10 protein-coding genes and 1 pseudogene are annotated in these 10979 nt (G+C 61.3%); 8 read left to right on the top strand and 3 right to left on the bottom strand.

Annotation, left to right across the window (positions count from 1 at the left end):
• Positions 1-71: 71 nt before the first annotated feature.
• From glyA to DQ405_RS06030, 5 genes are all read left to right on the top strand, one after another.
• Positions 72-1325 (top strand): serine hydroxymethyltransferase, encoded by a 1254-nt coding sequence (gene glyA / locus DQ405_RS06050; protein ID WP_168423359.1) that lies wholly within the window; start codon positions 72-74, stop codon positions 1323-1325.
• Between the two features lie 133 nt (positions 1326-1458).
• A complete protein-coding gene (locus DQ405_RS06045; protein WP_168423358.1) occupies positions 1459-2811 on the top strand; it encodes a cache domain-containing protein in 1353 nt (450 codons plus the stop codon).
• Positions 2812-3013: 202 nt separating this feature from the next.
• Positions 3014-3652, top strand: coding sequence for a response regulator (locus DQ405_RS06040; RefSeq protein WP_168423357.1), 639 nt, complete (start codon positions 3014-3016; stop codon positions 3650-3652).
• 118 nt (positions 3653-3770) lie between these two features.
• Positions 3771-4232 (top strand): methyltransferase family protein, encoded by a 462-nt coding sequence (locus DQ405_RS06035; RefSeq protein WP_168423356.1) that lies wholly within the window; start codon positions 3771-3773, stop codon positions 4230-4232.
• Positions 4233-4294: 62 nt separating this feature from the next.
• On the top strand, positions 4295-4675 hold the full coding sequence (locus DQ405_RS06030) for a PilZ domain-containing protein (RefSeq protein WP_168423355.1): 381 nt from the start codon (positions 4295-4297) through the stop codon (positions 4673-4675).
• 33 nt (positions 4676-4708) lie between these two features.
• On the opposite strand, the gene radA is transcribed toward DQ405_RS06030, so the two are convergent.
• Complete coding sequence (gene radA / locus DQ405_RS06025) at positions 4709-6070, bottom strand: DNA repair protein RadA (RefSeq protein ID WP_168423354.1); 1362 nt, start codon at positions 6068-6070, stop codon at positions 4709-4711.
• A 116-nt stretch (positions 6071-6186) separates the two neighbouring features.
• Between radA and DQ405_RS06020 the strand changes: the two genes are divergently transcribed.
• A complete protein-coding gene (locus DQ405_RS06020) occupies positions 6187-6621 on the top strand; it encodes a CopD family protein (protein WP_168423353.1) in 435 nt (144 codons plus the stop codon).
• Positions 6622-6793: 172 nt separating this feature from the next.
• On the opposite strand, the gene DQ405_RS06015 is transcribed toward DQ405_RS06020, so the two are convergent.
• A complete protein-coding gene (locus tag DQ405_RS06015) occupies positions 6794-7063 on the bottom strand; it encodes a YdcH family protein (protein ID WP_168423352.1) in 270 nt (89 codons plus the stop codon).
• A 206-nt stretch (positions 7064-7269) separates the two neighbouring features.
• Here DQ405_RS06015 and mscL point away from each other — a divergent pair, with 206 nt between their 5' ends.
• A complete protein-coding gene (gene mscL / locus DQ405_RS06010) occupies positions 7270-7680 on the top strand; it encodes a large-conductance mechanosensitive channel protein MscL (RefSeq protein WP_168423351.1) in 411 nt (136 codons plus the stop codon).
• A gap of 49 nt (positions 7681-7729) precedes the next feature.
• Here the strand turns inward: mscL and DQ405_RS06005 are convergent.
• Positions 7730-8247, bottom strand: a pseudogene (locus tag DQ405_RS06005) (nitric oxide reductase activation protein NorD); the annotation flags it as partial.
• A gap of 275 nt (positions 8248-8522) precedes the next feature.
• Between DQ405_RS06005 and DQ405_RS06000 the strand changes: the two are divergent.
• On the top strand, positions 8523-10973 hold the full coding sequence (locus tag DQ405_RS06000) for a Lon protease family protein (protein WP_168423350.1): 2451 nt from the start codon (positions 8523-8525) through the stop codon (positions 10971-10973).
• The last annotated feature ends 6 nt before the right edge of the window (positions 10974-10979 follow it).

The following is a 10979-nucleotide window of genomic DNA, read 5'->3' as shown; positions in this document are numbered from 1 at the left end:
CTCGGGCGGATGAGGTAGAATCCGCGCCTCTCTTTTTTTACCGCCAGCTGATTCTCAGGGGACTGCCAACCATGTTCAGCCGTGATTTGACCCTCGCCCGTTTCGACGCCGATCTCTTCGCTGCCATGGAGCAGGAAGCCAAGCGTCAGGAAGACCACATCGAGTTGATCGCCTCGGAGAACTACACCAGTCCGGCGGTAATGGAAGCCCAGGGTTCGGTACTCACCAACAAGTACGCTGAAGGCTACCCGGGCAAGCGTTACTACGGCGGCTGCGAGCATGTCGACGTGGTCGAGCAGCTGGCCATCGATCGCGCCAAGGAACTGTTCGGTGCCGATTACGCCAACGTTCAGCCGCATGCCGGCTCCCAGGCCAACGCCGCGGTTTACCTCGCCCTGCTCAGTGCCGGTGACACCATCCTCGGCATGAGCCTGGCCCACGGCGGCCACCTGACCCACGGCGCTTCCGTGTCGTCCTCCGGCAAGCTGTACAACGCCGTGCAGTACGGCATCAACGATCAAGGCCTGATCGACTACGACGAAGTCGAGCGCCTGGCCGTCGAGCACAAGCCGAAGATGATCGTCGCCGGCTTCTCCGCCTATTCGCAGGTGCTGGACTTTGCCCGCTTCCGCGAGATCGCCGACAAGGTCGGTGCGTATCTCTTCGTCGACATGGCGCACGTCGCCGGTCTGGTTGCTGCTGGCGTTTACCCGAACCCGGTACCGTTCGCCGACGTCGTTACCACCACCACCCACAAGACCCTGCGCGGCCCGCGCGGCGGCCTGATCCTGGCGCGCGCCAACGCCGACATCGAGAAGAAGCTGAACTCGGCTGTATTCCCCGGTGCCCAGGGTGGCCCGCTGGAGCATGTCATCGCGGCCAAGGCGGTGTGCTTCAAGGAAGCGCTGCAGCCTGAATTCAAGGCCTACCAGCAGCAAGTGGTGAAGAACGCTCAGGCCATGGCCGACGTGTTCATTCAGCGCGGCTTTGACGTGGTATCCGGTGGCACGCAGAACCACCTGTTCCTGCTCAGCCTGATCAAGCAGGACATCACCGGCAAAGATGCCGACGCGGCCTTGGGCAATGCGCACATCACCGTGAACAAGAACAGCGTGCCGAACGATCCGCGCTCCCCGTTTGTCACCTCCGGTCTGCGTATCGGCACCCCGGCCGTCACTACCCGCGGTTTCGGCGAGACCGAGTGCCGCGACCTGGCGGGCTGGATATGCGACATCCTCGACAAGATGGGCGATGAGTCGGTGGTCGAGGCGGTGCGCGCCAAGGTCGAAGCCGTCTGCGCCAAGTTCCCGGTTTACGGGAAGTAATATTGCCTAGCAGCAGCGAAAGCCCGGCCAATGCCGGGCTTTTTCGTTTTTGCCCAGGCTAGATAATCAGCCAAGTCGCCTGGGTTAATTTTGCAACGCCCGGTTAGTGGACATTTCGTCCCGAAGAGGCTCGATGCAGCTCAGACATAAAATCGCCGCACTGAGTATCCTGCCATTGCTGTTGGCCGTGGCGGTTGTCTGCGCGTTGGTCATCGTGCAGAACCAGCGGCTGGGCGAGCAGCAGGCGCAGTTGATCGAGGCCAGTATCCTGGCGAGCAAGCAGGCTGAGCTGAAGCACTACGTGGAGATGGCCACCAGCATCATCGCGCCGCTTTATGACAGCGGTCTGGACGACGAAGAGACCAAGCAGAAGGTCCTCGCGGCATTGAGCCGATTCAGCTTTGGCAGCGATGGCTACTTCTTTGTGTACGACCAGAACGGACGCAACCTGATGCACCCGCGGCAGCCCGAGCTGGTGGGGCAGAATTTGTGGGACATGACCGACCCGAACGGGTTGCCCGTGATCCAGGCTTTGATGCAGAGCGCAAGAAGCGGCCAGGGCTTTCAGCGCTACACCTGGCAGAAACCTTCTTCTGGGCAATTCGCGGCGAAACTCGCGTATGTGGTAATGCTCGACCGCTGGGGCTGGATGCTCGGCACCGGGCTCTATCTGGAGGATGTCGATCAGGCGATTCTGAAGGTCCACGAAGAGGTATCCGGCGGTATCCACACCACCATGCTGGCGATCACCGGCGTGGCCCTGGTCGCGGTGCTGCTGGTCTTCGCCAGTGGTCTGACACTGAACGTCAGCGAGCGCCGACTGGCGGATCGCAAACTGCAGGCGTTGACCCAGCGTATCGTCAGCTTGCAGGAAGAGGAGCGCTCGCGGGTGTCCCGGGAGCTGCATGACGGCATCAGTCAGCTGCTGGTGTCGATCAAGTTTCAGTTCGAGCTGGCCAGCCATCAGCTCGTCAGCGGAAATCCCAAGGCGCTGGAAACCCTGGATCTCGGAACCGAGCGGCTTGCCGGAGCGATTGGCGAGGTACGACGGATCTCCCATGATCTGCATCCGTCGCTGCTCGACACTCTGGGGTTGTCGGCGGCAGTTGGCCAGCTTGTGGCCGAGTTCGAACAGCGAAGCGGACTGAAGATGCTATACAGCAATGACCTTAGCGGCGGCGACCCGGAGGATTCGGTGGCCGTTGCGCTGTTCAGGGTTCTGCAAGAAGCGCTGACCAACATCGAACGTCACGCGGCGGCACGGTCGGTTCGCATCAGCCTGGAGGGTGACGATGCATCGGTGCGTCTGCGGGTCCGCGATGACGGCGTCGGCTTCAACCCGCGACAGCTCGACAACATCGGGGGCGGCGGTATCGGTTTGCGCAATATCCGTGAGCGGGTAGAGCACTTCGGCGGGCGTTTCAGTCTGCTTTCGGCTGCCGGCGGAACCGAACTGGACGTTACCTTGCCGGCACGGGCCGGATGACTAGGGTCTGTTGCCGTTTCGCTGCGAGCCGCGCAACCCGGAGGGACGGGCCGTTTTCGCGCGATATTGCGTTTCTCGTCGCTTATTTGGAGTGACCAAACTGCGCGACTCGTGCCTTGTCTCGCGCGAAAACCGGCTCCGTCGCGGCCGCGGCGAAACGGCAACTGACCCTATGGATCTCCAATAATAAGAGGCTCGCTCAATGAACCCGCAAACTTGCATCAAGGTGGTACTGATCGACGACCATGCCTTGGTTCGGGACGGCATCCGCGCGCTGCTGATGGCCGTACCCGAACTGGATGTAGTCGGCGAGGCCGGCGGTGGCGCCGAGGCGATCGAGCTGCTGCGCCGCGTGCCGGCAGATGTGGTCCTGATGGACATCGGTCTGAAAGACATCAACGGGCTCGAGCTGACCCAGTCCCTGCGTGAGGAGTTTCCTGATATTCGCGTACTGATCCTGAGCATGTACGACAACCAGGAGTACGTGAATACCTCGGCGAGGGTCGGCGCACGCGGTTATGTACTCAAGGACGCGCCGTCGCGGGAAATCATCGTCGCCATCGAGGCCATTGCCGCTGGCGGCACCTACTACAGCGAAGGGATCGCCGAGAAGCTGGCCAGCCGCGGCGCCGAGGAGCGTGAGCTGACCCCACGTGAGCGAGAGGTGTTGTTGATGCTGGCTCAAGGTCACAACAACAAGACCATGGCGCGCGCGCTCCAAATCAGCGTGCGCACGGTCGAAACCCATCGGCTGAGCATTCGCCGCAAGCTCGATATCGACCGGCCCGCCGACCTGATGAAACACGCCATGATTCATGGATGGTCGCCGGGCCAGCACTAGCGGACGCCCTGCGCTGCGCAGCCGATCGACCGTTTGACTGCTGACAGTTGACTGGGCAGACGCATCGTCCCGGGCTTCTGTAGGATGCCTTCAATCGAATCGCCTATGGACCATGCCAATGTCTGCCAAATCTTCCGGTGTGATCCTGCCGCCGCCGCTGATCTACCTGGTCTTCGTGGCTATCGCCTGGGGGTTGGGGCAGTGGATGCCTCTCGACCTGCCAGCGCACGAGCTGTTGCAGTATGCCGGCTGGGTTTCGATTGCGGTCGGCATTGTGCTGATGCTCTGGGCGGCGCTGGCGATGTTTGGCCATCGCACCACTATCAACCCTTACGGTAAGCCGAGCAGTTTGCTGCAGACCGGCCCTTTCCGCTTCTCACGCAACCCGATCTATCTTGCCGATACGCTGGTCTATTGCGGTATCGGGCTATTGCTGGGCAGTCTCTGGCCCTGGCTATTGCTGCCTTTACTGATCTACTGCATGCAGCGCACGGTGATCGGCCACGAGGAGCACTTGTTGACCCGATTGTTCGGCGATGAGTACCGGAGCTACCGGCGGCGCGTACGGCGCTGGCTCTGACCATGGCCTGGCAAACGCTTGACCTATAGTTAAAAAACGAGAATTTCCCGGGAGTGGTTCTGATGAACGACACAAGCAGCGATCGCCGGCGTTTCCAGCGCTTTGCCTTTGATGCCGAAACCGAGCTGGCTCAGGGCGCACGTCACTGGCCCGTCGAATTGCATGACCTGTCGCTGAAGGGCTTGCTGGTGCATCGTCCGGCGGACTGGGATGCCGACCCCGCCCAGCCGTTCGAAGCACGGATACGACTCGCGGATGACGCCGAGGTACGCATGTCGGTAGAAATGGCCCATCGAGAGGGTGGGCTGATCGGTCTGGTGTGCCGGCATATCGACGTCGATTCCATCAGCCACCTACGACGGCTGGTCGAGCTCAACCTGGGCGATGAAGCCTTGCTCGAGCGCGAACTAGCGGCGCTAGGGGAGGGCGACGAGGCAAGCTAACAAGCGCTTGCCACGTCGACGCAGCCTGTCGTCCTATTCGAACAACGCGTCCAGCGCCTGTTCGAGTCGGGTTACGGCAATGACCTGTAGCCCGGCGGGCGCTTCCTTCGGTGCGTTGCCCTTGGGCACGATGGCGCGCTTGAAGCCATGTTTGGCCGCTTCCTTCAGTCGTTCCTGACCGCTCGGCACCGGACGGATCTCACCGGATAGCCCCACTTCGCCAAATACCAGCAAATCGGTATCCAGTGGTCGGTTGCGCAGGCTGGAAATCACCGCGGCCATCAGCGCCAGATCCGATGCTGTTTCCAGCACTTTCACGCCACCCACCACGTTGATGAACACGTCCTGATCATAGGTGGGAATGCCGCCGTGGCGATGCAGCACCGCCAGCAGCATGGCCAGGCGGTTCTGGTCCAGGCCCAGGGTGACGCGTCGCGGATTGGCCATATGACTGGTGTCGACCAACGCCTGCACCTCCACCAGCATCGGTCGGGTGCCTTCCCACGTTGCCATGACCACGCTGCCAGGCACCGCTTCCTGCGCACGGGTAAGGAAGATCGCCGAAGGGTTGGTGACTTCCTTTAGCCCCTTGTCGGTCATGCCGAACACGCCGAGTTCATTGATCGCGCCGAAGCGGTTCTTTACTGCGCGCAGCAGCCGCAGACGGCCGTCCGACTCGCCTTCGAAATACAGCACCGTGTCGACCATGTGCTCCAGCACGCGCGGGCCGGCCAGCGCACCTTCCTTGGTGACGTGGCCGACCAGGAAGATCGCCGTGCCGCTCTGCTTGGCGAAGCGCACCAGCAGCGCGGCGCTTTCTCGGACCTGGGCGACGCCGCCGGGTGCCGACTGCAACTGCTCGGTGAAGATGGTCTGGATGGAGTCGATGACCATCACCTTGGGCTTTTCCAGGCGAGCGGTGGCAATGATCGATTCGATGCAGGTTTCGGTCATGACTTTAAGCTGGTCCTGCGGAAGATCCAGCCGCCGCGCGCGCATGGCCACCTGTTGCTGGGATTCCTCGCCCGTGACGTAGAGCGCTGGGAACTGTCGGGCAATATTGCACAAGGTCTGCAGAAGAATGGTCGATTTGCCGATCCCCGGGTCGCCGCCGATCAGCACCACCGAGCCATCCACCAAGCCACCACCGAGCACGCGGTCCAGCTCGCCGGATGCCGTGGAGAAGCGCGGTACTTCCTCGACGCTGACTTCGGCCAGGGTCTTGATGTTCGCCTTGTCACCGGCCCAACCGGCCCGACCGCTCGGTGGCGCAGCGCCGTCGATGATGGTTTCAACCAGCGTATTCCAGGCGCCGCAATCGCCGCATTGACCGGCCCACTTGGGAAAGGTCGAGCCGCATTCGGTGCAGCCATACATGCGCTTGGCCTTGGCCATGGGGAACTCCGCGTTGGACGAATGGAGTCGCATGATAACGGCTGGCTTGATCGACATCAGCCACAAGCGCTACACAAGCCGCCAGACTGTAAACAAATCGAACAGGAGTCAGCCCCATGCGCCATTTATTATTCCTGCACCTGTTGGGCGCCAGTGTCTGGGTTGGCGGTCATCTGGTGCTGCTGTTCAGTGTGCTGCCCGGTGCCTTGCGAAGGCGCGATGTGCAGCCGGTGCGCGCATTCGAGCAGCTCTACGAACGGGCCGGCATTCCGGCTTTGCTACTCCAGATCGTTACCGGCGTCTGGTTGGCGGGTAAATGGTTGCCGCATTCGCAGTGGTTCAGCGATTCGCCCATCGCCCATCTGGTTCAGGCCAAGCTGGTCTTGCTGGCGTTCACGGCGGTGCTCGGCGTTCATGCGCGGCTGGCGATTATTCCGAAGCTGGATGCACAGCGGTTGCCGCAGCTGGGCGTGCATATCGTCCTCATCACGCTGACAGCCGTGGCGTTTGCGTGGGTCGGTTCGGGTTTCAGATTCGGCGGGTTGTTCTAAATGAACGATCGTTGAGGTGCGGCTGAAGCGGAGGAGCGGAGGCGAGCGATTGCAAAAAAGCGGGTGAGACCGAGGCGCAGGATCGAGAACATTTCGATGCATTCATCATTCGTCCCGCGACCCCATCGGCTATCTGGCGTGCAGCTGCGGGACGTGATGAACATGAGTCAGATCAGCCGCCACAGCCGCCGCAGCAGCTACCGCTTGCGTGCTTGAGTTCGCGGGTGATGTCGTTCTTGAGTGTTAGATGTTCCTGCTTGAGTGCGCTGAGTGCCTCGTCATCCAGCGTTACCGCACCCGCTTCGACGCTGCGTATTTTCTGGTCCAGCGCTTCATAAGCGTCGGTCTTGCTGGCGAAAGACGGGTTCTGCTGACGCAGCTTCGACAGCTGTGCTTGCTTCTCGGGAAAGTCTTTGACGAGCGCTTGATGTTCAACCTGCATGGTGTTGCTCCGGGCTGTTTCTGAAGGCTTGTACCTTAGCGGCGCGCCTCTTCATTTCCTTTTGACCGCGATCAAGATCGGCTGAAGCCACCTCCCGCTCGTCATCAAGCCGTCTGGCGCGGCGGTTGGCGCTGCCTATGCCTATAATCACCGAGCCATACGGCCGGCCCTCCAGCCGTACCTTCAATTGAACGGGATATTCTCAGATGGGCATGATCAGTGAATTCAAAGCGTTTGCAGTCAGGGGCAATGTAATCGACATGGCCGTTGGCATCATCATTGGCGCGGCGTTTACCAAGATCGTCTCGTCATTTGTCGCCGACGTGGTAACACCGCCGTTGGGCCTGTTGATCGGTGGGGTGGATTTCTCGGATCTGTCGATCGTGCTCAAGCAGGCGGTTGGCGATACGCCTGCAGTGACCTTGAGTTATGGCAGTTTCCTGCAGACGCTGTTCGACTTCATCATCGTCGCCTTCGCCATCTTCCTTGCCGTGAAAGGCATCAATAGCCTGAAGCGCAAGGAGGCGCAGGCTCCTTCTGCACCGCCAGCGCCGAGCAAGGAGGAAGTGTTGCTCACCGAGATTCGCGATGCGTTGCGGGCACAAAACCGGCCCTGAATCTGGGCAGTGTTCAACTGGAGTTTGATTACAAAGGCCCTGTTTCTGATCAGGTCGCGAGCAGTCGCTTGAGCCATTCCAGCAATACGCTTGGCAGTAGCTCCGGCCTGGGCAGCAAGGCGTATTGTTGGGCGCCGAAAACCTTCGGCAGGTAGTCGGCGGCCTGGCGATCAATGGTCAGGCAGAACGTTGAATGCCCTGCAGTTTGGCTTCGGTTACGGCCTGACGCATATCCTCCACGCCGTAGCGACCCTCATACTCATCCTTGTCGTTCGGCTTGCCGTCGGAGGGCAGTAGCAGCAGTCGATGCGTGGCGGCTTGTTGCAGTAGCTCGCTGCTCGCATGACGAATGGCTGCGCCGGCGCGGGTGTAATGTTCCGGCCTGAGCGCGCTGATGTGCAGGGCCACGGCATGGCTGAAGGGTTCGTCGAAGCGTTTCAGTTGTCGCACGATCACGGCGTCCGGGCCTTCGCCCGAAAACGCCTGCACCGCGTATGGTTCACCGAGGCTTTCCAGAGCGATGCAGACGACGAGCAGCGCTTCACGCTCCACATCGATGATCCGGCGCCTACCTGTTCCTACGGTCTTTGCCGCAAGCCGGAGGGACGACGTGCGGCCACTCGTTCATCAGGCACGTTGCCGCGCAGCCAGGCTTTGCACGCTACCGTTGGTCGTGACTGTCTGGCACCGACCGCCGGTTCAGGCCGCCGTCACACGGTGACGACAGGCTCCGATTGGCAATCCGCCATGCGTCGCCTTGCCGAGCCTTGCAGGCTGATAGAGGCATCGCCAGAATGGCGGCATCAATCGTGGCCATCAGGCCACCTCAGCAAGGATTACCAATGCCCGAAACTGTCGCTGCAGGCCTGCGCCTGGCGCCCGAAGCGCTGACCCGTCCCTTCGAACCCAGCCAGTTCGACTTCAAGACCACCGATGAGCTGGAGCCATTTCTCGGTGTGCTCGGCCAGGAGCGAGCTGTCGAGGCGCTACAGTTCGGTGTGGCGATGCCACGTCCCGGCTACAACGTCTACGTGATGGGGGAGCCGGGCACGGGGCGCTTCTCGTTCGTGCGACGTTACCTCAAGGCCGAAGGCAAGCGCCTGGATACGCCGTCGGACTGGTTATACGTGAACAATTTCGACGAGCCGCGGGAGCCGCGTGTGGTGGAGTTACCGCAGGGCGGCGCCGCTGAGTTCATCGCCGACATTGGGAAGCTGATCGACAACTTGATGGCGACCTTTCCGGCTGTATTCGAGCACCCGAGCTTCCAGCAAAAGAAGAGCGCCATCGATCGCGCCTTCAATCAGCGCTACGACAAGGCGCTGGATGTCATCGAGAAGCTCGCGCTGGAAAAGGAAATTGCGCTCTACCGCGACAGCACGAACATCGCGTTCACGCCGATGAAGGATGGCAAATCGATGGACGAGGCTGAATTTGCGCAGCTGCCGGAGGCGGATCGCGAGCGTTACCACGAAGATATTTCCGCGCTGGAAGTGCATCTGAATGAAGGGCTCGCCAGCCTGCCACAGTGGAAGCGCGAATCGAGCAATCAGCTGCGTCAGCTCAATGACGAAACCATCAGTCAGGCCCTGCAGCCGTTGCTGGCTCCGCTGTCGGAAAAGTATGGAGAGAATGCCGGCATCGAGTCCTACCTGCAGGCGGTGCAGGTCAACCTGTTGAAGACGGTGGTTGAGCAGCTGGTCGACGAGAATCGCCCAGATGCCCAGACCCGCCAGCTGCTGGAGGAACAGTACAGCCCGAGTCTGGTGGTGGGGCATCCGCTGGATGGCGGTGCGCCGGTAGTCTTCGAGCCGCACCCGACCTACGACAACCTGTTCGGCCGCATCGAATACAGCACCGATCAGGGTGCGCTCTACACCAGCTATCGCCAGTTGCGTCCCGGCGCGCTGCATCGCGCCAATGGCGGCTTCCTGATGCTCGAGGCCGAGAAGATGCTCAGCGAACCCTTCGTCTGGGAGGCACTCAAGCGTGCTCTGCAATCGCGCAAACTGAAGATGGAATCGCCGCTGGCAGAGCTGGGGCGCCTGGCCACCGTGACCTTGAACCCGGAAGTCATTCCGCTCAACGTCAAGGTGGTGATCATCGGTTCAAGGCAGCTGTACTACACGCTGCAAGATCTCGATCCGGACTTCCAGGAGATGTTCCGTGTGCTGGTGGACTTCGATGAAGAGATTCCGCTGGCCGAAGACAGTCTCGAGCAGTTCGCCCAGCTGATGAAGACCCGCACCTCGGAAGAGGGCATGGCGCCTCTGACCGCGGCCGCGGTGGCGCGTCTGGCAACTTACAGTGCGCGGTTGGCCGAGCATCAAGGGCGCCTGTCGGCGCGCATTGGCGATCTATTCCAACTGGTTAGCGAAGCCGATTTCATCCGCCAGCTGGCCAAGGATGAGGTGACCGACGTCGGCCATATCGAGCGGGCCCTGAAGGCCAAGGCCACCCGTACCGGGCGCGTCTCGGCGCGCATCCTCGAAGATATCCTCGCCGGAGTCATCCTCATCGACAGCGAAGGCGCGGCGATCGGCAAGTGCAACGGCCTTACCGTGCTTGAAGTCGGTGATTCGGCCTTCGGTATGCCTGCGCGTATTTCCGCTACCGTCTATCCGGGTGGTTCGGGGATTGTCGACATCGAGCGTGAGGTCAACCTCGGCCAACCGATTCACTCCAAGGGCGTGATGATCCTGACCGGCTTTCTCGGCAGCCGCTACGCCCAGGAATTCCCTTTGGAAATTTCCGCCAGCATCGCGTTGGAGCAATCCTACGGCTATGTCGACGGCGACAGTGCCTCGCTGGGCGAATGCTGCGCCCTGATCTCAGCCATCTCGCGCACGCCGTTGAAGCAGTGTTTCGCCATCACCGGTTCGATCAATCAGTTCGGTGAGGTGCAGGCGGTAGGCGGTGTCAACGAGAAGGTCGAAGGGTTCTTCCGCCTCTGCGAAGCTCGCGGCCTGACCGGAGAGCAGGGCGCAATCATTCCGTTCGCTAACGTCACCACGCTCATGCTCGGCGAGCGCGTGCTGGACGCCGTGCGCCAGGAGCGGTTCCACATCTACGCGGTCCGTCATGTGGATGAGGCGCTGTCGCTGCTGGTGGGCGAGCCGGTAGGGGCTGCAGACGAGAATGGCCAGTTCCCCAAAGGCAGCGTCAACGCCCGGGTGGTGGAACGTTTGCGTGATATCGCTGAGATCGAACTCGAGGATGATCATCGAAGCGATGCAGCCTCTCCCGAGGAGGTACTGGCGGCGGCACAGGCGAAGGGAACCGAGCAGGGCTAGCGGCTC

It is taken from the genome of Pseudomonas sp. SST3, assembly GCF_003325755.1.
This window is presented reverse-complemented; position numbering and strand designations above follow the sequence as displayed.

Bases quoted from the DNA above. Each gene is read 5' to 3' on its own strand.
- DQ405_RS06040 (WP_168423357.1), top strand. From the start codon at position 3,014: ATGAACCCGCAAACTTGCATCAAGGTGGTACTGATCGACGACCATGCC.
- DQ405_RS06035 (WP_168423356.1), top strand. From the start codon at position 3,771: ATGTCTGCCAAATCTTCCGGTGTGATCCTGCCGCCGCCGCTGATCTAC.
- DQ405_RS06030 (WP_168423355.1), top strand. From the start codon at position 4,295: ATGAACGACACAAGCAGCGATCGCCGGCGTTTCCAGCGCTTTGCCTTT.
- DQ405_RS06015 (WP_168423352.1), bottom strand. From the start codon at position 7,063: ATGCAGGTTGAACATCAAGCGCTCGTCAAAGACTTTCCCGAGAAGCAA.
- DQ405_RS06020 (WP_168423353.1), top strand. From the start codon at position 6,187: ATGCGCCATTTATTATTCCTGCACCTGTTGGGCGCCAGTGTCTGGGTT.
- glyA (WP_168423359.1), top strand. From the start codon at position 72: ATGTTCAGCCGTGATTTGACCCTCGCCCGTTTCGACGCCGATCTCTTC.
- mscL (WP_168423351.1), top strand. From the start codon at position 7,270: ATGGGCATGATCAGTGAATTCAAAGCGTTTGCAGTCAGGGGCAATGTA.
- DQ405_RS06045 (WP_168423358.1), top strand. From the start codon at position 1,459: ATGCAGCTCAGACATAAAATCGCCGCACTGAGTATCCTGCCATTGCTG.
- radA (WP_168423354.1), bottom strand. From the start codon at position 6,070: ATGGCCAAGGCCAAGCGCATGTATGGCTGCACCGAATGCGGCTCGACC.
- DQ405_RS06000 (WP_168423350.1), top strand. From the start codon at position 8,523: ATGCCCGAAACTGTCGCTGCAGGCCTGCGCCTGGCGCCCGAAGCGCTG.